At 72.6% G+C, this 20,701-nt stretch carries 11 protein-coding genes; 4 read left to right on the top strand and 7 right to left on the bottom strand.

Annotated elements, in window-relative coordinates:
- Window positions 1-121: 121 nt before the first annotated feature.
- Entirely contained in the window at window positions 122-2,350 is a 2,229-nt protein-coding gene (locus OG927_RS21785) for an ATP-dependent DNA helicase UvrD2 (RefSeq protein WP_124281234.1), read from the bottom strand.
- Between the two features lie 252 nt (window positions 2,351-2,602).
- Here OG927_RS21785 and OG927_RS21780 point away from each other — a divergent pair, with 252 nt between their 5' ends.
- The gene (locus OG927_RS21780) at window positions 2,603-2,860 is read left to right on the top strand and encodes a mycoredoxin (RefSeq protein ID WP_056794029.1); all 258 of its coding nucleotides are present in this window, start codon (window positions 2,603-2,605) and stop codon (window positions 2,858-2,860) included.
- 318 nt (window positions 2,861-3,178) lie between these two features.
- On the opposite strand, the gene OG927_RS21775 is transcribed toward OG927_RS21780, so the two are convergent.
- From OG927_RS21775 to OG927_RS21750, 6 genes are all read right to left on the bottom strand, one after another.
- Complete coding sequence (locus OG927_RS21775; protein WP_330320662.1) at window positions 3,179-4,009, bottom strand: hypothetical protein; 831 nt, start codon at window positions 4,007-4,009, stop codon at window positions 3,179-3,181.
- A gap of 143 nt (window positions 4,010-4,152) precedes the next feature.
- The gene (gene nudC, locus OG927_RS21770; protein WP_056794024.1) at window positions 4,153-5,100 is read right to left on the bottom strand and encodes an NAD(+) diphosphatase; all 948 of its coding nucleotides are present in this window, start codon (window positions 5,098-5,100) and stop codon (window positions 4,153-4,155) included.
- Between the two features lie 46 nt (window positions 5,101-5,146).
- Window positions 5,147-6,541 carry a dipeptidase gene (locus OG927_RS21765; RefSeq protein ID WP_330320661.1) on the bottom strand — a complete coding sequence of 465 codons (1,395 nt, stop codon included), beginning with the start codon at window positions 6,539-6,541 and terminating at the stop codon, window positions 5,147-5,149.
- Between the two features lie 10 nt (window positions 6,542-6,551).
- Complete coding sequence (locus OG927_RS21760; RefSeq protein WP_330320660.1) at window positions 6,552-10,028, bottom strand: ATP-dependent DNA helicase; 3,477 nt, start codon at window positions 10,026-10,028, stop codon at window positions 6,552-6,554.
- Between the two features lie 95 nt (window positions 10,029-10,123).
- On the bottom strand, window positions 10,124-13,699 hold the full coding sequence (locus tag OG927_RS21755) for an ATP-dependent helicase (protein ID WP_330320659.1): 3,576 nt from the start codon (window positions 13,697-13,699) through the stop codon (window positions 10,124-10,126).
- A 200-nt stretch (window positions 13,700-13,899) separates the two neighbouring features.
- The gene (locus OG927_RS21750) at window positions 13,900-14,394 is read right to left on the bottom strand and encodes an MGMT family protein (protein ID WP_124281237.1); all 495 of its coding nucleotides are present in this window, start codon (window positions 14,392-14,394) and stop codon (window positions 13,900-13,902) included.
- A gap of 221 nt (window positions 14,395-14,615) precedes the next feature.
- Here OG927_RS21750 and OG927_RS21745 point away from each other — a divergent pair, with 221 nt between their 5' ends.
- The 3 genes from OG927_RS21745 (at window position 14,616) to OG927_RS21735 (ending at window position 20,649) form a co-directional block, all read left to right on the top strand.
- Window positions 14,616-17,360, top strand: a complete 2,745-nt coding sequence (locus tag OG927_RS21745) for a lysylphosphatidylglycerol synthase transmembrane domain-containing protein (protein ID WP_330320658.1) — start codon at window positions 14,616-14,618, stop codon at window positions 17,358-17,360.
- Window positions 17,361-17,419: 59 nt separating this feature from the next.
- Window positions 17,420-19,009, top strand: coding sequence for an alpha/beta hydrolase (locus OG927_RS21740; RefSeq protein ID WP_330320657.1), 1,590 nt, complete (start codon window positions 17,420-17,422; stop codon window positions 19,007-19,009).
- A 137-nt stretch (window positions 19,010-19,146) separates the two neighbouring features.
- Window positions 19,147-20,649, top strand: a complete 1,503-nt coding sequence (locus OG927_RS21735) for an alpha/beta hydrolase (protein WP_330320656.1) — start codon at window positions 19,147-19,149, stop codon at window positions 20,647-20,649.
- Window positions 20,650-20,701 lie beyond the last annotated feature (52 nt).

The raw sequence follows: 20,701 nt of genomic DNA, 5'->3' as shown, positions 1-20,701 counted from the left end.
GCGGTATTCGGATAAGTACAGCACGGACTCAGGGCTTCAGAGAAGAAGTCGCTGTTCCCGTGGTTAAGAACCTATGGTGATGACTGCTGCGGGCGCAAACTATTTTTTCGACGAGTTTTTCTCACACGTCGCCGTCGTCCTCCGGGGAACCCTCGCCCAGGGTCCGACCTGCGCAGATGGCCAGCACATCGGCCCCGAACCTCGTCAGCTTCCGGTTCCCGACACCGGCGATGACGACGAGCTCGCCCTCGGTGTCCGGCACGGTCTCGGCGATCGCCATCAGGGTCTTGTCGGTGAACACGCAGTAGGCGGGCTGGCTGATCTCCTTCGCCCGGCGCGCGCGCCACTCGCGCAGCCGCTCGTACAGCCCCTCGTCCATGTCCGATGGGCAGTCCTCGCAGCGCATCAGCTTCATCTCACCGGCTTCGGTGAGGGTCCTGCCGCAGACCCTGCAGCGCACCGGGCCACGTCGCCGGCTCGCCGCCGCCGGTCCCGTGTTCCCGCCGCGCGAGCCCGTCCCTGTGCCGGAGCCGCGGTCAATGCCGCCGCCTCCCCCGGCGCCGCCCCGGGCGCCGAGCACGGCCGAACCGGGCCGCAGCCCGTTCAGGAAGCGGGTCGGGCGGCGTCCCGCGCGGCCGCCGGGCGAGCGGGACAGGGCCCAGGACAGCGACAGGTGGAAGCGGGCCCGCGTGACACCGACGTACAGCAGCCGGCGTTCCTCCTCGACCTGTTCATCGGTCTTGGCATAGGCGATCGGCATCATGCCCTCGGTGAGCCCGACCAGGAACGCGGCGTCCCACTCCAGGCCCTTCGCCGAGTGCAGTGAGGCCAGCGTGACGCCCTGGACGGTGGGGGCGTGCTGGGCGGCGGCCCGCTCGTCGAGCTCGGCCACGAGGTCGGAGAGCGTGGCGCCCGGCCTGGCCTGTTCGAAGTCCTCGGCCAGCCGCACGAGCGCGGCCAGTGATTCCCATCGGTCCCGCACCGCGCCCGATCCGGTGGGTGGTTTGGACGTCCAGCCCTTGGTGGAGAGCACCGCCCGCACCTCGGACGGAAGGTCGTCGGCCCCGTCGAGCAGGGAGTCGTTGCCCCCCGCGCGGGCCGCGCCACGCAGGGCCACCCCCGCCTCCCGCACCTCGGCGCGGTCGAAGAAGCGCTCCGCGCCGCGCAGCTGGTAGGGCACGCCCGCGTCCGCGAGGGCCTGCTCGTAGACCTCGGACTGGGAATTGACCCGGTACAGCACGGCGATCTCGCCGGCCGGGACACCCGCGGCGATCAGTTCGCGGATGCGGCGGGCGGTGCCCTCGGCCTCCGCGGGCTCGTCCGCGTACTCCGCGTAGACGGGCTCGGGGCCCTTGTCCCGCTGCGAGACCAGCTCCAGCCGGTGTTCCGCGGCCCTTCCGCGGGCCTGGCTCAGCAGGCCGTTGGCCAGCTGGACGACCTGGGGTGTGGAGCGGTAGTCCCGCACCAGCTTGACCACGGTCGCGTCCGGATGGCGCGTGCGGAAGTTCAGCAGATGGTCGGGGGTGGCCCCGGTGAAGGAGTAGATCGTCTGGCTGGCGTCACCGACGACGCAGAGATTGTCCCGGTCGCCGAGCCAGAGGTCGAGAAGCCGCTGCTGGAGCGGGCTGACGTCCTGGTACTCGTCGACGACGAAGTGCTGGTACTGCCGGCGCACGTGGTCGGCGATGTCGTGGCGGTCCTGGAGTATGCCGACGGTGAGGAGCAGGACGTCCTCGAAGTCGATCACGGACCGGTCGCGCTTGAGCTGCTCGTACATCGCGTAGATCTGCGAGAGCTCGGCCGGATCGCGTGGTGCGTCCCGCTGGGTCTTTGCCACCGCGGCCGGGTAGTCGGCGGGCACGGTCTGGGTGACCTTGGCCCACTCGATCTCGCTCGTGGCGTCCCGCAGCTCGTTGCGGTCGAGCCGGACTCCGCAGCGGGCCGCCGCCTCGGCGACCAGCTGGACCTTGCGTTCGACCAGGCGCGGCAGCTCGCCACCGACGGCTTTCGGCCAGAAGTACTGGAGCTGGCGGAGGGCCGCGGAGTGGAAGGTCCGCGCCTGCACACCGCTCGCGCCGAGCTGGCGGAGCCGGCCCCGCATCTCGCCCGCGGCCCGGTTGGTGAAGGTGACGGCGAGCACGGTCGTCGGCTGGAGGATCCCGGCCCGCACCCCGTAGGCGATGCGGTGCGTGATGGCTCGCGTCTTCCCCGTACCGGCTCCGGCCAGCACGCACACAGGACCGCTCAGGGCCAGCGCGACCTCGCGCTGCTCCGGGTCGAGCCCGTCGAGCACGGCGTCCGCGGACTCGGGGACCCGGGGGAAGAGGGTGGAATGCGTTGCTGCTGTCACCCTGCCATGCTGCCAGGTCGCGGGGGACGGGTGCGGAGGTTGTCCACAGGGGGGTGCCGTTCGTCGTACCGGTACCTCGCGGCCGCTGTGCCGGTCGCCGTAACGGGCGGGGAGCCGCTGTGCCGGTCGCCGTAACCGCCGGAGGGTCTCCGGGAATGGTGGTCAGGTCCCGTACGTTCCTCCCTGCGGGAGCGTGCGCGTACGTGCGGTCCCGCATCCAGCGAGACGGACGAGACAAGGGAGTCCAGCGACATGCCGGGCACTGTGACGATGTACAGCACCACGTGGTGCGGCTACTGCCGCCGGCTCAAGGGCCAGATGGACCGCGAAGGCATCGCGTACACCGAGGTCAACATCGAGCTGGACCCGGATTCGGCGGCCTTCGTCGAGAAGGCCAATGGCGGAAACCAGACGGTTCCCACCGTCCTGGTCGTTCCCGCCGACGGTGGCGAGCACCACGTCATGACGAACCCGAGCCTCGCACAGGTGAAGCAGGCTCTCGCGGTCTGATGCTCCTCCGGCGCTGCGCCCCCTTCGGTCGAGGCCACCGGAGGGGGCGGCGCTGTGTATAGGGGCGGAACGCAGCCCGTGCTCCCCACCCCGCGTGATCGGGAGCATCAGGCAGGACATGACCGGAAAGCCTCGGGCGGCGTCGTGCGCCCTGCGCGGCAACGACCCCCGCCGGGGGCGAAATGGATACGAGAGCACGTGAACGTTTCCGCAGGTCGGACACTGTTCCGGTACCCACCAGACGTGCTCTGACTGCCGAACCCCTCGCCGGCCCAGGTCAAGCAGCAGGCCGGCGCCGGGCAGCCGGGCAAGCAGCCGTCAGCGCTTGCGGGGCTTCCTCCGCCACCAGCTCGGGCGGCGTTCCGTGCCCTGGTCCGGGCCCGGTTCCGCAGCCGACTCCGTGATCGGCTCCGCCGTCGGTACCGTTGCCGACGCGGCCGCTTCCCGCACAGCGGTCCTGATGAGGTCGAAGGTCGCTATCCGGTTCTGCTTCTCACCGGGCAGGACGAGCCCGACGCAGACCAGCTTGAAACTGTCGCCCCCGAGCTCGTCCCCCGTGAAGACCGGAGCACCCACGCACCCCTCGGGCACGGTGGAGTCCCAGCGGATGTGGCCGTCCTGCCCGCGTGCCACGTGGCCCACGACGACGGCCTGCTGCCTCTCTCCGCTCGTCTCCTCCACGTCATGGCCCAGGATGTAGGCGGGCAGGGGCCCGTCACCGATCCCGGCGATGTCCTCGTGGTGAGCGGCCAGACCGTCGGTGATCTCGTCGGTCGTCCAGCTCCAGCCCTTCCGCCTGCCGTGGGCGTGCAGGCCCGCCGTGGGCATCACGGCGACCCCCAGGTCACCGAGGACGGTCCATCCGTCGGCGAAGTCCGTCATGAGCAGCTTCTCCGCGCTCATGACCGGTTCGCACAACTCGGGACGCAGCGTCAGCTCGGCCGTGTCGTGGCGCGTCGCCTCCGCCGCCGTCACGAGGTACTGCCTGATGACCTCGGAGTCGGGCGTGGATTCGACGAGATCGTTGAACCAGAAGGCCGTCGCGTACTGGCGGTCCGTGTGCGCCGCCTTGAAGGCCAGTGTCGAACGGCCGGCGTGGGCCATGACGGCGTTGATGGTCGCGTCGCGGAGGACGCTCTGTCCGGGCATGACCGCGGACTTTACAGAGCCGTGCGGGGCACGGACCCGGCCGGGTGACCTCCGGGACCGCACCCGGCACCGTCCGCAGCGCGCGCACACGCACCGCTCGCCCGCACCACCCGCACCACCCGCACCGGCACCACCCCGAGTCGTCAGCCGAAGCTGCCCGGCCTGGGAAGCGGCTTGCCGTACCAGAGCTCGATGAGGCGTGCCGCGATCGACACGCCGAACGGGGGCAGCACCTCGCCCGACTCGAAGGCCGCCGACAGGTCCTCGCGGGAGAACCAGCGGGCCTCCTCGATCTCCTCGCCGTCGACGTTGATCTCCGAGGACGTGGCGCGCGCCATGAACCCGAGCATCAGGCTGGAGGGGAACGGCCAGGGCTGGCTGGCGATGTACTCGACCTCGCCGACAGTGACGCCGGCCTCCTCGAACACCTCGCGGGCCACCGACTGCTCGATCGACTCGCCGGGCTCGACGAAGCCGGCGAGCGTCGAGAAGCGGCCCTCCGGCCAGTGGACCTGGCGCCCCAGCAACGCGCGGTCCTGGTCGTCCGTGACCAGCATGATCACCGCGGGGTCGGTCCGCGGGTAGTGCTCGGCGCCGCAGGCCTGGCAGCGGCGGATGTGACCGGCCGCTGCGATGACGGTGCGTTCGCCGCAGCGGGAGCAGAAGCGGTGCAGCCGCTGCCAGTTCTCCAGGGCCACCGCGTGCACCATCAGTCCGGCGTCGCGAGGGCCGAGGAGAAGCCCGGCCTCACGCAGTCCGGCGGGTCGCGCGGACTGGTCCATGCGGCCGGGGAGGGTGTCCTTCTGAAGCGCGAAGTAGCACACGCCGTCCTCGTCGGTACCGAGGAAGTAGCGGTGGGTCTCGGTGAGCGGCGCCTCGAAGGACGGCGTCATGACGAGCTCGGTGCCCCCGTCGGGGGTGTCGTCGAGGAGCGCCTGGCCGCCCGAGACGACGAAGACTCTGGTGGTCGGGTGGCTCCAGGCCGCGGCGAGCCAGGCCTCGTCGAGCCGGTGGTGCGCGGCGCGGTCGATGCCGCTGGGCGCGGTGAGACCGATCGGACGGTCTGCGGTGGCGTTGTCGAAGGTGCTCACAAGTGCTTCCCACTCCCCCGGGGGACGGATCGGGTGTTCAGAGGATTCAGCGCGGTACTGCGGCCAGCTCGCCCCACAGATGGGCGGTCGTCTCCACGCCCTTGAGGAGGAGGTCGAGCTCGACCTTCTCGTTGGGGCCGTGCCAGCCGTCGGACGGTACGGAGATGCCCAGGAAGAGGACCGGTGCGCCGAGTACGTCCTGCAGGTCCGCGGCGGGGCCCGAGCCTCCTTCACGGGTGAAGAGGACCTTCTTCTCGAAGGCCTTGCCCATGGCCCGGGCCACTGCCTGGAGGGCGGGGTGGTCCAGCGGGGTCAGACAGGGGCGGGTGGCGGGGGCGAAGGTGATCCGGTGGCGGATGCCGGCCGGGACCTGTGCCTCGGCCCAGGTCCTGACCGCGTCCTGGACCCGGTCGGGGTCCTGGCCTGCCACCAGCCGGAAACTCAGCTTGACCAGGGCTGACGAGGGGATGACCGTCTTGCTGCCCGCGCCCTGGTAGCCGCCGCCGATGCCGTTGACCTCGGCGGTGGGACGGGCCCAGACGCGCTCCAGCGTGGAGTAGCCCGCCTCGCCCGCGGTGGCCCGCGAGGCGGCGGTGCGCAACCAGGCGTCCTCGTCGAAGGGCAGCTCGGCGAAGAGGGCCCGCTCGGATCCGGTGAGTTCGGCCACACCGTCGTAGAAGCCGGGGACCGTGACCCTTCCCTCCGCGTCGTGGAGTGCGGCGACGAGGCGGGCGAGGGCCGTCGCGGGATTCGGGACGGCGCCGCCGAACGATCCGGAGTGGATGTCCTGGCCGGGGCCGTGCAGCTCGATCTCGCATTCGGCGAGACCGCGCATGCCGGTGCAGACGGTCGGGGTGTCCTCGTCCCACATACCGGTGTCGGAGACGATCACCACGTCCGCGGCGAGGCGCGCGGCGCGCTGTTCGGCCAGTGCGCGGAAGTGCGGCGAGCCGGACTCCTCCTCGCCCTCGACGAGGAGCTTGAGGTGCACGGCCGGGGTGCTGCGGCCGGTGGCGGCGAGGTGTGCCCGGACGCCCAGCGTGTGGAAGAACACCTGGCCCTTGTCGTCGGCCGCACCGCGTCCGTACATCCGGCCGTCGCGGATCACCGGTTCGAAGGGGTCGGTGTCCCAGCCGTCCTCGCGGGCCGCGGGCTGCACGTCGTGGTGGCCGTAGACGAGGACGACCGGTGCGTCCGGATCGTCGGACGGCCACTCGGCGAAGACCGCCGGGGCACCGGGCGTGGACCAGATCTCGGTGACCGGGAACCCGGTCTCGGCGAGCTTGGCGGACAGCCACTCGGCACTGCGCCGTACGTCCCCGTCGTGCTCCGGCTGAGCGGATACGGACGGGATGCGCAGCCACTCGGCGAGGTCGTCGAGAAAAGCCGCGCGGTGCTGCTCGGTGTACGTACGGACGGCGCTGTCCGGGGTGTCGCTCATACTCCTGAGCCTATCGGCCCTGCGCAGGTGGCTCGTCCAGCAGAAGCTTTTCCAGCTCTGTCCGGCCCGGCAGAGCGGTGGGTCGGGCGGTCTCCCCCGTGCGGACGTAGAGGAAGGTCGCGGTGACGGCCTCCAGCGGCAGATCGTGCAGTTCCGCCCAGGCCAGACGGTAGACGGCGAGCTGGAGCGGGTCGGCGGTGCGGTGCCTGGAGGTCTTCCAGTCGACGATCTCGTAGGTGTCGCCCGTGCGGTACACCGCGTCGATCCGGCCACGGATCACCCGGCCGGCCAGCGTGATCTGGAACGGCGTCTCGACGCGGTACGGAGTGCGGCGGGCGTACGCGGTGCGCTCGAAGGCCTCCTTGAGTTCTGCGAGGTCGCGTTCGTCGGCGATCTCCGCGTCGTTCTCGTCGCCCCCGGGGAGTTCGTCCGGGCCGAGCAGGGGCAGCGGCAGCTCCTCGAACCGGGACTCCACCCAGGCGTGGAAGCGTGTCCCCCGGCGGGCCGCGGGCTGCGGGGGCCGGGGCATGGGGCGGGCCAGCTCCCGGGCGAAGCCCTCCGGATCGTCGGCGAGGTGCAGCAGCTGGGTGGCGGAGAGCGAAGCCGGTACGAGGACGTCGCGCACGGTCGCACGGGCCCGGCGCAGCTCACCGGCGAGGGCGTCGAGGTCCCGGTCCCAGGAGGCCAGGGCGCGTGACTCCTCCGGTGTCAGGCCGGCGTCCGCGGGTGCCCGGGCTGCGGGAACGTGCGGGGCGGGGACCCGCGGACGGGAGGGCCCACCGTCCGGGAAGGGGCCGGGGAGGTGCTCGTCGGCCTCTGCGTACGGCGACTCCTCGTACGGGGGCTCCTCGTCGTACGGGGGTTCCTCGCCGTACGCAGCGTCGTCGTACGGGGGTTCCTCGTACGCACCGTCGTCGTACGCAGGCTCCTCGTCGTGCGCCGGCGCGACGTCGTACAGGTCCGGCACAGGCGTGGCCGCCAGGGCCTCCAGGTGGGCGAGCACCGTGTCCCTCGCGGCGCGGCGGCGGGCCATGGCCGTGCTGTCGAGCGGGAGCGGCCAGGCCTGGTCCGCGTCGTCCTCCTGGAGTGCCGGGTTCTCCTCGTCCTCGCCGGGTTCGTCCGCCCAGACCTCGATCTCCCCGTGTCCGGCCGCGCAGTGCTCGTACAGCGCGTCCAGGAAGGCCGACGGGCCGCGGGTCTTCTTCTGGGAGGGGCCCCACCAGTGGCCGGAGCCGAGGAGCAGGCTGCGGGGGCGGGTGAAGGTCACGTAGCCGAGGCGGAGCTCCTCGGTGTGCTGGTGCGCCTTCATCTCGTCCTTGAAGGCCTTGATGCCCTTGGCGTCCCAGGAGTGGACGACCGGGAGGGTTGCCGTGTCACCGCGCAGGGCGTGCGGCAGCACCTTGGACTGCGAGGTCCAGGCGTCCCGGGACCGGCCGCTGGGGAACTGGCCGGTGACCAGCCCCGGCACGGCGACGACGTCCCATTCCAGACCCTTGGACTTGTGCGCGGTGAGGACCTTGACCGTGTTCTCGCCGCCGGGGAGGGCGTTGTCCAGTCCCTTCTCGTACTGCGCGGCGGTGCGCAGGAAGCCGAGGAAGGCGAGCAGGGACGCTTCGCCGTCCACCGCGGCGAAGCCCGCCGCGACGTCCAGGAAGTTGGCGAGGGTCTCGCGGCGGCGGGCTGCCAGGGCGTGCGGCGACGCGGAGAGTTCCACTTCGAGGCCGGTGGTGGCGAGGACGCGGTGCAGCACGTCCATGAGCGGGTCGGCCAGCGACCGGCGCAGGTCCCGGAGCTCGGTGGCGAGGCGGGCGAAGCGGACACGGGCCTCGGCGGAGAACGGCAGCCGGTCGTCTTCTGCGCCCCCGAACTCCAGGAAGGTGTCGAGGGCGTCGGCGAGCGAGATGACCTCGGCCGGGTCGATGCCTTCGACGGCTTCGGCGAGGCGGCGGTCGGGGTCGAAGTCGTCGTCGCCGTGCGAGGCCCGGTGGACGAGGAGGCGGGCGCGCCGCCCCAGGAGGGCGAGGTCCCGGGGGCCGATCCGCCAGCGCGGACCGGTCAGCAGCCGGACCAGGGAGGCGTTGGCCCCGGGGTCCTGCAGCACTTCGCAGACCGCGACGAGGTCGGCGACCTCCGGGAGGTGCAGCAGTCCGGACAGGCCGACGACCTCCACCGGGATGTCCCGGGCGACGAGGGCGGCCTGGATCCGGGGGAAGTCCCCGGCGGTCCGGCACAGGACGGCGATCTCCCCGGGTGCGGTGCCGGTCCGCACGAGGTGGGCGAGCGAGTCGCCGAGCCAGTCGATCTCCTCGGCGTGCGTCCGCAGCAGGGCGCACCGGACCATGCCGTCCCGCTCGGCGCCGGGCGCGGGGCGCAGGGCCTCGACTCCCTCGTGCATGGCGCGCAGGGGGTCGGCGAGACCGTTGGCGAGGTGGAGGAGGCGTCCGCCGCTGCGGCGGTTCTCGCTGAGGGAGTACCGGGTGGCCGGCGTGCCGTCGGCGTGCGGGAAGTGGTGGGGGAAGTCGTCGAGGTTGGCGACGGAGGCGCCGCGCCAGCCGTAGATGGCCTGGCACGGGTCGCCGACGGCGGTGACGGCGTGACCTGCCGTGCCCTCGCCCGAACCGCCGAAGAGCGCGGCGAGGAGGAGGCGCTGGGCCACGGACGTGTCCTGGTACTCGTCGAGCAGGACCACCCGGAATTCGTCGCGCAGGACGGCGCCGACCTCGGGCCGGGTGAGGGCCAGCTCCGCCGAGAGGGCGATCTGGTCGCCGAAGTCGAGGAGGTCGCGGCTGCGCTTGGCCGCGCGGTAGCGCCGGGTCAGCTCGAGGAGCTCGCGGCGGGCCCGGGCCGTCTCGGGAATCGTGCGCAGCTCGGCGTTGGTCAGTCGGGCCGTTTCGAGTGTGCGCAGGAGCTCGGTGTCGTACTCCGCCAGTTGTTCGGGCCGTACGAGGTGTTCGGCGAGCTCGGCGTCCAGGGCCAGGAGGTCGCTGACAAGGGTGGGGAAGGACCTGGTCAGCGCGGGGTAGGGGCCGGGGGCCTCGCGCAGCACCCGGGCGGCGAGCTGGTAGCGGGTGGCGTCGGCGAGCAGGCGGGTGGTGGGTTCGAGCCCGATCCGCAGACCGTGGTCGGTGAGCAGGCGGCCGGCGAAGGCGTGGTACGTGGAGATGCTGGGTTCGCCCGGGGGGTTGTCCGGGTCGATGACGTCGGGGTCGGTGACCCCGGCCGCGACGAGGGCCCTGCGGACCCGCTCGGAGAGCTCGCCCGCCGCCTTGTTCGTGAACGTCAGGCCGAGGACCTGCTCCGGGGCGACCTGCCCGGTACCGACCAGCCAGACCACCCGGGCGGCCATCACCGTGGTCTTCCCTGAGCCGGCTCCGGCCACGATCACCTGCGGGGCGGGCGGCGCGATGATGCAGGCCGTCTGCTCCGGGGTGAAGGGGATCCCCAGGAGCTCCTTGAGCTGCTCGGGGTCGGTGATACGCGGGGACACTCCACAGAGGCTAACCGGAGGGACCGACAGAGCCGTCCCGTCCGGACGTCACCGGGGCCTGTCCGGGCAGCTCACCGGGTGGGACGTGCGGGACGTCACTCGATGACCTGCCGACCCTCGGGCTGTGCGCTGCACGAGGCCCGGAAGGTGCAGTGGGCGCAGTGCTGGCCGGTCGTGGGGGTGAAGCGTTCGTCCAGGACACGGCCGGCCGCCGTCGCGAGCAGCCCGGAGACCCACTCCCCGGACAGCGGTTCCTGGGCCTGCACCTTGGGCAGGGCGTCGCCGCCCTCCTTCTTCGGGGCCGGCTGGCGCAGCTGTACGAGTTCGGCGCCGCCTGAATCGGGACGCCGGCCGTCGAAGACCTCGTCGACGGCCCCCTCCCTGACCGCCAGCTGGTACACGGCGAGCTGGGGGTGCGCGGCCACCTCGTCCTTGGTGGGCGCCCCCTTCCCGGTCTTGAAGTCGACGACGTACGCCCGGCCCTCGGTGTCCTGCTCGACCCGGTCCATGGACCCCCGGATGCGCACGGCGTACTCGCCCGCTTCGAGGGTCACGTCGAAGTCGTGCTCACTGGCGGCGGGGGTGCGTCCGGCCCGGTCCATGACGTGCCAGCGCAGGAAGCGTTCCAGGGCGGCGCGCGCCTGGTCCTTCTCCTGCCGGGACTTCCACGGGGCGTCGAAGACGAGGCCGTTCCACACGGAGTCCAGGCGCTCCATCAGGACGTCGAGATCGGCGGCGGTGCGTCCGGAGGCCACCTCGTCGGCCAGTACGTGGACCACGTTGCCGAAGCCCTGCGCGGCCGTGGCCGGGGCGTCGGCCTTCACCTCGCGGCCCAGGAACCACTGGAGGGCGCAGGTGTTGGCGAGCTGGTCGAGCGCGCTCCCGGAGAGCGCGACGGGGTGGTCCCGGTCGCGCAGCGGGATCTCGGAGCGGGTCGGTTCGTCGAGTCCCCACCAGCGGTACGGATGGGCCGCGGGAACGAGCGGATGGCCCTCGTCGTCGGTGAGCGCGGCGAGGCGCGCGAGCCGGTGGGCGGCCGCGTCGCGCAGGGCGGCCGAGGCGGCGGGGTCGACGGTCGTCGCCCTGAGTTCGGCGACGAGCGCGGCGACGGCCAGGGGGCGCCGTGGCCGGCCGGTGACGTCGCGGGGTTCGGCCCCGAGTTCACCGAGGAAGCGGGACGGCTGGTCGCCGTCGTCCGCGGGGGCCTTGACCGCGGTGACGACGAGACGTTCACGGGCGCGGGTCGCCGCGACGTAGAAGAGGCGGCGCTCCTCGGCCAGGAGCGCCCCCGGGGTGAGGGGTTCGGCAAGCCCGTCGCGCCCGATCCGGTCCGCCTCCAGCAGCGAGCCGCGGCGGCGCAGGTCGGGCCAGAGGCCCTCCTGCACCCCCGCGACGACGACCAGACGCCACTCCAGCCCCTTGGAACGGTGGGCCGTCATCAGGCGCACGGCGTCGGGGCGCACATGGCGCCGGGAGAGGGTGTCGGCGGCGATGTCCTGGGCGTCGACCTCTTCCAGAAAGTTGAGTGCGCCACGTCCCCCGGTGCGCTCCTCCGCCCGGGCCGCGGTCTCGAAGAGGGCGCAGACGGCGTCGAGGTCCCGGTCGGCGTTCCGGCCACCGGCGCCGCCGCGCAGCGCGGCACGTTCCAGCCGGCCCGGCCAGGGGGTGCCGTTCCACAGGGTCCACAGGGCCTCCTCGGCGGTGCCGCCGCCCTGGAGGAGCTCGCGGGCCTTCCGCAGGAGTGCGCCGAGGCGCTGGGCGCCCCGGGCGTACGCCGGATCGTGTGTGACGAGCCGCTCGGGCTCGGCCAGCGCCCGGGCCAGCAGCTGCCCCGAGGGGGGCGGTACGCGATTGCCGGCGGCCCGCTCCTCGTCGCGCAGCGCACGGCCGAGACGGCGCAGATCGGCGGCGTCCATGGAGCCGAGGGGGGAGGTGAGAAGGGTGAGGGCGGTCTCGTTGTCGAGCCATCCGCCGTCCGTGCCCGCGGCGGAGCCCGCCTCCACGGGCGCGTCGGAGGCCGGATCCGCAGGCGCGTCGGAGGCCGTATCCGCGGGCCTGTCGGAGGCCGTGTCCGCGTCATCGTCCGCGTCCGCGCCGCTCAGGAGGACGGACACCACATCATCGTCATGATCACTGGTGCCGTCGCCGCCCCTGTCGCCGTCGCCCCTGCCGCCGTCGGCGCCCCGATCGCCGTCGCCGTCGCCGTCCCTGCCGCCGTCGTCGCCCCCGTCAGTCGCGGCGGCACCCTCCAGAGCCGCCCTGGCGACCGTGCGCAGCGCGGTCAGCAGCGGGGCGACCGCCGGCTCATGACGCAGCGGGAGATCGTCCCCGTCCACCTCCAGCGGTACGCCCGCGGAGGTGAGCGCCCGGCGCACGGCGGGAATCGATCGGCCGCCGGCGCGTACGAGGACGGCCATGTCCCGCCACGGCACACCGTCCTCCAGATGTGCGCGCCGCAGCAGGTCGGCGATGTTCTCCAGCTCGGTGGAGGCCGTCGGATAGGTGTACGTCTCGACGTGTCCGCCGTCCCGCACGGCGGCCAGTTCCCGGTGGGCGCGGACCTTGTCCGAGGGCAGGCGCGTGAGCGGCATGCGGCGGGTGAGCAGCCGGGTGGCTGCGAGCAGCTGGGCGCCGGAGCGGCGCGAGGTGGTGAGGACACCGACCGGGGCGGGCCCGCCGTCGGCCCGGCGGAAGGTGTCGGGGAAGTCGAGGATGCCGTTCACGTCGGCGCCCCGGAACGCGTAGATCGACTGGTCGGGGTCGCCGAAGGCGATCAGCGTCCGGCCGCCCCCGGTGCCCGGGGCGCTCCCCCGGTTGCCCGCCAGCGCGTGCAGCAGCCGCACCTGGGCCGGGTCCGTGTCCTGGTACTCGTCGACGAACACGGCGTCGTAACTGCGGGCCAGCAGGGCCGAGACCTCGGGCCGCTCGGCGAGCAGGACCGCCCGGTGGACGAGCTCCGCGTAGTCCAGGACGCCCTGGGCGTCGAGGATGTCCAGGTACTCGGCGAGGAACTGCGCGGCGGCGCTCCAGTCCGGCCGGCCGGTGCGGCGGGCGAACGCGGCGAGGGCGTCCGGGCCGAGACCCAGTTCGCGGCTTCGGGCCAGCACCGCACGCACCTCGTCGGCGAAACCCCGGGTGGTCAGACAGGCCCGCAGTTCGTCGGGCCACCGGACATGGGCGAGCCCCGCCTTCTCCAGGCCGAGCTGCCCGGCGAGAAGTTCACGGACCGTGACGTCCTGTTCGGGTCCGGAGAGCAGGCGCAGCGGATCGGCGAACAGGTCGGCGTCCTGGTGGGCGCGGACCAGGGCGTAGCAGTACGAGTGGAAGGTGGTGGCCTGCGGCCCGCGGGTGCCGCCCATCCGGGACGCCATCCGGTCGCGCAGTTCGACCGCCGCCTTGCGGCTGAAGGTGAGGACCAGGATCCGGGCCGGATCGGTCCCCGCGGCCACCCGCGCCGCGACCGCCTCGACGAGTGTCGTGGTCTTGCCCGTGCCCGGTCCGGCGAGAACCAGCAGCGGACCGCCCGGGTGGTCAACCACCGCACGTTGCGGTGCGTCCAGAAGAGGGGGTTCCACGGAGCCCGGCGGGGTGCGCACCAGCCGGTACGCACCCGGGGCCCGCCGCCGTGTCTGGCGGTGCGGGCTGTTCCGGGTGGTGGAGGAGGAGCTCACGTGGATCGCCGGTCCTGGTGGGTGTTCCCGGTCTGCCCGCTCGCCGGGTGCGCCGGTACGACGGGTGGGCCGAGCACGACGGGTGGCTGGGACAACGGGTGTACGGAAAGACGGATGGGACGAGGGAGAGGGGCGCGGGGCGCGTGGACGACGCTACGCCAGCGGCGGGGCGGAACGCGGTGAGTGGGCTGCGTCCCTCGTCACGTGCGGGTGCCGTCGGCTCCGGGCGTCTCGCCCACCGGCCCGGCGCCTGTCCCGGCGGGGTCCGATGGCCGAAGCTGTCGGATGTGAGCTTCCTCGCCCCCGTCCGGACCGTGTCCGCCGGCCTCGCCGTCCCACCTGGCGCGTTTCATGTCGAGGCGCGGAAGGTGACCTTCCGCACTCCGTGGAGCGCCGCGCAGCGGTGTGCCCTCCTCGCGGTAGCGGTCCAGCGCCCGCAGCTCGTGCCCCGGCAGCAGGGCCCCGTCGGCCCGCACCACTCGCCACCACGGCACCGCGGAGCCGTACAGCGCCATGACCCGGCCGACCTGTCTCGGCCCGCCGTCCCCGAGCCACTCCGCGACGTCGCCGTACGTCATCACGCGGCCGGGCGGGATCAGATCGGCGACGTCCAGGACCCGCTCCGCGTACGGGGGCAGCTCGGCGGCCTCCCGGGCCGCGGGTGCGGCGCCGCCGCTCGTCCGGTCTCTGCTCATCCGCCCCATCCTGCCGTACGCCACCGACAGCCGTACCGGTTCGGTATCACACTGATCACACAGCGTGCGGGCAGGGGCGAAGGAGCGTATGTTGCCCCTCGCGCGCCCGTGCAATGCACCCTGATGCCCCCCTCTGTCTGCACGCCGTGCCACCATCATGCGGGCGGTGACCGGTGATACGAGAACACGAAGACCAATCAGAGGCGACGAAGGAGCAGGGCGTGCAGCCACCGAAGGCGGCCGACGCCTCTGATGCCGAGCCGCGCCCCGCGGGTGCCGGCGCCCCGGATGCCGAGGGCTCTCCCGAGCCGTCCGAGGAGCATCTCGCGGGATCGACCCTGGCGTCCGCCGGCACCGGGCCGACCGACCGCGTATCGGGCGACGAGCCGCTGCTGCCCGCCCGGGTGCACCGCCCCTCCGATCTGCTGCGGCTCCTGGTCGGTGTCCTCGCGATCGCCCTGCTCTTCTCCATCGCCGCCTTCGCCCAGGGCACCACCACCGGCCTCGAGGACGACATCTCCAAGGGCACGGACCAGGCGCCCGATCTACTGATCAAGCTCGCCGGGCTGGTGTCCAGCATCGCCGTCCTGCTCGTACCGGTCGCGTTCGCGATCGAGCGTCTCGTCAAACGCGACGGGCTGCGCATCGCGGACGGCGTGCTCGCCGCCGTACTGGCCCACGGGGTGACGCTGGCCACGGACCTCTGGGTCGCCAGGTCGGCCTCCGGGACGATCCGGGACGCGCTGACCCAGCCCCAGCCCGGTGACGCTCTCACCGACCCCGTGCACGGCTATCTCGCGCCCGTCATCGCGTACATGACGGCGGTCGGGATGGCGCGCAGACCGCGCTGGCGGGTCGTGCTGTGGGTGGTGCTGCTGCTGGACGCCTTCGCGATGCTGGTCGGCGGGTACACCACACCGTTCTCGATCGTCCTCACCGTACTCATCGGCTGGACCGTGGCGTACGGCACGCTCTACGCGGTCGGCTCACCCAACGTCCGTCCGACCGGCCAGCACCTGATGGCCGGTCTGCGCCACGTCGGCTTCCGTCCGGTCGCCGCCATGCGCGACGAGGACGCGCCGGAAAGCGTCGAGCAGAGCGACCGGGGCCGAAGTTATCTGGTCACCCTGGAGGACGGTCCACCGCTCGATGTGACGGTCGTCGACCGTGAACAGCAGGCTTCGGGCTTCTTCTACCGGGTGTGGCGCAGACTCACCCTGCGCAGCATCACCCAGCGCCGCTCCATCCAGTCGCTGCGCCAGGCCCTCGAGCAGGAGGCGCTGCTCGCGTACGCGGCGATCGCCGCCGGGGCCAACGCCCCCAAGCTGATCGCCACCTCCGAGCTGGGCCCCGACGCCGTGATGCTGGTGTACGAGCACATCGGCGGACGCTCGCTCGACGCCCTGGAGGACGAGGAGATCACCGACGACCTGCTGCAGGGCGCCTGGCGTCAGGTGCGGGCGCTGCAGTCACGGCGGATCGCGCACCGCAGGCTCACCGGGGACGCGATCATGGTTGATCGTTCCGGGACGGTGTTCGTCACGGACCTGCGCGGCGGGGAGATCGCCGCGGGCGACCTGATCCTGCGTATGGACGTCGCCCAGCTGCTCACCACCACCGGTCTGCGGGTGGGCGCCGAACGGGCCGTCGCGGGCGCGCTCGCGGTGCTCGGGCCCGACGCCGTCGCGGACTCGCTGCCCCTGCTCCAGCCGATCGCGCTGAGCCGCTCCACCCGGGCGACGCTGCGCAGGATCGCCCGGGAGCGCTCGCAGCGCGAGCGGGAGGCCGTGCTGGAGGCGTCGCAGGAGGCCAAGCAGGCGAAGGCGGCGGATCACGACGCGTCGGCCTCCGGCGACCGCAAGACGGTCCGCAAGACGGTCCGCAAGTCGCTGCGCACCGAGAAGCAGGCCGAGAAGCGGGCGATCGACGATGCCCTGGACGAGGCCCGCGAGGAGGACCTGCTCGCCCAGATCCGCCGGCAGGTGCTGCTCATCCGGCCCCAGGCCCCGGTGGAGCCCGTGCGTCTGGAGCGCATCAAGCCGCGCACCCTGTTCAGCTTCATCGCCGGTTCGATCGCCGCGTACTTCCTGATCTCCCAGGTCACCGAGGCCGACTTCGGCACGGTGGTGGAGCAGGCGGAGTGGGGCTGGGTGGCGGCGGCCCTGGGCTTCTCCGCCCTGAGCTACGTCGCCGCGGCCATGAGCCTGCTGGGCTTCGTGCCCGAGCGGGTGCCGTTCCGCAAGACGGTGCTGGCCCAGGTCGCCGGGTCCTTCGTGAAGATCGTCGCGCCGGCCGCGGTCGGCGGTGTGGCGCTGAACACGCGCTTCCTGCAACGCGCCGGGGTACGCCCCGGGCTCGCCGTCGCGAGTGTCGGCGCCTCCCAGCTGTTCGGTCTCGGCTGCCACATCCTGCTGCTCGCCCTGTTCGGTTATCTGACCGGCACGGAGAAGACGCCCGACTCCCTCACCCCGTCGAGGACGGTCATCGCGGGACTGCTCACCGTCGCCGTGCTCGTGCTGGTGGTGACGGCGATCCCCTTCCTGCGGAAGTTCGTCGTGACGCGGGTGCGCTCGCTGTTCGCCGGAGTCGTACCGCGCATGCTGGACGTCGTGCAGCGTCCGCAGAAGTTGGTCACCGGCATCGGCGGCATGCTGCTGCTGACCGGCCTGTTCGTGCTCTGCCTGGACGCGTCGATCCGCGCGTTCAGCGGTCCCGACGTCCCGCAGCTCAGCTACGCCAGCATCGCGGTGGTCTTCCTCGCGGGCAACGCCCTGGGCTCCGCCGCGCCGACCCCGGGCGGTATGGGCGCGGTCGAGGGCGCGCTGACCCTCGGGCTGATCGCGGTCGGCCTGCCCAAGGAGGTCGCGGCACCGGCGGTACTGCTGTACCGCGTGATGACGCTGTGGCTGCCGGTACTGCCGGGCTGGATCTGTTTCAACCAGCTGACCCGCAGGGGCGAGCTCTAGGGCCACTCGCATGGACCGCGCCCCGCGCGGTCCCTCGCGCCCCGCCGCACGATGGGGCCATGAGGACTTCCCCTGCCCTGCGCGCCGCTGCCCTCGCCGCCACCGTGCTCATGCCGCTGGCCGGCTGTTCGGACGGGGACGGCGGGGGCGCGGACCGGGGGACGCCGTCCACCGCGTCGACCGCGTCCCCCACGGCGACGCCGCGGAAGCTGGCCGACCAGAAGCTGGACTGGCAGCCCTGCCCCGCCCCGAGCCCGGCCCAGGGCAGCGGCACCACGCCCTCGCCCCTGCCGGGCGGAGCGACCTGGCAGTGCTCCTTCATGGACGCGCCCCTCGACTACGGGGATCCGGACGGCCGGACCATCGAGCTGGCACTCATCCGCGCCGCGGCGCGGAACCAGGACCGCAGGATCGGCTCGCTCGTCTTCAACTTCGGCGGCCCGGGCGCTTCCGGTGTCGCCACCCTGCCGTCCTTCGGCACGGCGTACGACACACTGCGGACCCGTTACGACCTGGTGAGCTTCGACCCGCGCGGAGTGGGCCGCAGCGAGGGCGTCGAATGCTCCGACGACGAGACGCTCGACGCGCGGTACGAGATGGACGGCACCCCGGACGACGCCGAGGAGGAGCAGGCCTTCGTCGACGACCTGAAGTCGTACATCGCGGACTGCGAGAAGAACTCCGGGGGCGAGCTGCCCTACGTCGGCACGACGAACGCCGCCCGTGACATGGACCTGCTGCGCCAGGTGCTCGGCGACGACAAGCTGTACTACTTCGGCATCTCGTACGGCACCGAGCTGGGCGGTGTCTACGCCCACCTGTTCCCCAAGAACGTGGGCCGGGCCGTCCTGGACGCCGTCGTCGACCCGACGGAGGACGCCGAGCAGTCGTCGATCGGCCAGGCCAGGGGATTCCAGCTCGCCCTGGACAACTTCACCGCCGACTGCGCGGAGCGCGACGACTGCAAGCTCCCCGGAACGACGGCCCAGGAGGTCCAGGACTGGATGGCGGATCTCCTGGCCGAGCTGGAGAAGAACCCCGTCCCGGGACTGGGCGAGCGGGAGCTGACGCAGACCCAGGCCACCACCGGCATCGCATCGGCCCTGTACTCGAAGGAGACCTGGCCCCTGCTCGAACAGGGTCTCGACGAGGCGGACGGTGGCAACGGCGGACTGCTGCTGGCGCTCGCCGACTCGTTGAACGGCCGCACCGAGGACGGCCACTACGACAACTCGAACGCCGCCAACGCGGCCATCAACTGTGCCGACTCCGCACAGCGGTTCACCCTGGAGCAGACCAGGGCGGCACTCCCCGCGTTCCGCAAGGCGTCCCCCGTCTTCGGCGACTACCTGGGCTGGGGGCTGATGTCCTGCACCGGCTGGCCCGTCGCCGGTGCCTGGAAGACGCCGGACGTCAGCGCCCCGGGCTCGGCCCCGATCCTGGTCATCGGCAACACCGGGGACCCGGCGACCCCGTACGCGGGCGCCAAGGCGATGGCCACGGAGCTGGGCAGGGGTGTCGGGATCGAGCTCACCTACAAGGGCGAGGGCCACGGCGCCTACAACGGGGGCAGCTCCTGCGTGCAGAAGGCGGTGGACGGCTACCTGCTGGAGGGGAAGGTACCGGCCTCGGGCACCGTCTGCGACTAGCCCCTCCCCCGGCCCCTGCGCCCGCCCGTCGATCGGCGGTGCGCAGCGGCGATTAGCATGGCGGCTCCATGCAACGCCCGGCGCGTGCCCCACCGCCCTCGCGGTACCGGCCTTCGGGCATCGGGGAGGGAACGCACATGCGCCTACACGGACGGGCCCGGCGGGCCGCGGTCCTGACCGGAGCGGCCCTGCTGGTGACGGGGGTCCTCGCCGGGTGCGACAGTCCGTCTTCGGCACGGCCCGACCAGGCCGGGCCGGGGCAGCCGGACTGGAAGCGCTGCGCGGCCCCGGAGGGCGGCACGGAGCCCGGCGACGCCTGGCGGTGCACCACCGTCGACGTGCCGTTGGACTACGCGAAGCCGGACGGGGACACGATCGGGATCGCACTGATCCGCAAAGAGGCCACACGGAAGAGCGAGCGGATCGGTTCCATGCTCTTCAACTTCGGCGGACCCGGTGGTTCGGGCGTCGACATCCTGCCGCGCGCCGCCGGTTCGTACCAGAAGCTCAACACGCGCTACGACCTGGTGGGCTTCGATCCTCGCGGGGTCGCGGGCAGCAGCGGGGTGCGCTGCCGCGACGACAAGGAGCAGGAGGAGGCCCTCCGGGGGATCGACATGACCCCGGACACGCCGGCGGAAGAGGCCGCGTTCGTCGAGGACGGCGCGGACTTCGGTGCCGGCTGCGCGCGCCTCTCCGGCACGGTGCTCCCCCACGTCGGCACGACGAACGCCGCCCGGGACATGGACGCGATCCGGCGTGCGCTCGGCGACCGGAAGCTGTCGTACTTCGGCATCTCCTACGGTACGGAGCTCGGCGGGACCTACGCCCACCTCTTCCCCGAGAACGTGGGGCGGGTGGTGCTGGACGCCGTCGTCGACCCGACCGCGGACACGGTGGGCCACGCGCGCAACCAGGCGACCGGCTTCCGGCGGGCGCTGGAGAACTACCTGAAGGACCGCGGCCAGGACCCGGAGGCGGGTACGCGGCGGATAGCCGAGATGCTGCGGCGGATCGACGGCGACCCGCTGCCGACCTCCTCCGGCCGCCGGCTCAACGAGACCCTCGCCCTCACAGGCATCGTCACGCCCCTGTATTCCAGGAGCAGTTGGCCGCAGCTGACACAGGCGCTCGACGAGGCCGAGAACAGCGGCACGGGCGACGGGCTGCTGCAACTGGCCGACTCGTACAACGGCCGTGACGAGAACGGGCACTACGACACCCAGAGCCACTCCCAGCGGGCGATCTCCTGTGCCGACACCAGGGCCAGGCCGACGGCGGCCGAGGCCCGGGCGCTGGTCCCCGGGTTCCGGGAGCTGTCTCCGGTCTTCGGACCGTTCCTGGCGTGGGACACCGCGGGCTGGTGTGCCCGGTGGCCGGTCGAGGGGGAGCACGACACCCCGGAGGCGAGCGCCCCGGGGGCCGCTCCGATCCTCGTCATCGGTACGACGGGGGACCCGGCGACACCGTACGAGGGGGCGCAGCGGATGGCGGACGAGCTGGGTGAGGGTGTCGGCGTCATGCTGACCAACGAGGGTGAGGGGCACGGTTCGTACGGCGGGAGCGGATGCGTGACGTCCCTCGTCGACGCCTACTTCCTGGACGGGAAGGTCCCGGCCGACGGACGGACGTGCTCCTGACGGTCCCCGCACGCGAAGGGGCCGGCTCCCGTGCGGAGCCGGCCCCCTCGTG

Source organism: Streptomyces clavifer (genome assembly GCF_036345975.1).
Taxonomy (GTDB): Bacteria; Actinomycetota; Actinomycetes; order Streptomycetales; family Streptomycetaceae; genus Streptomyces; species Streptomyces clavifer.
Note: the sequence above shows the minus strand (reverse complement) of the source record. Positions and strands in the feature narration are given on the sequence as shown.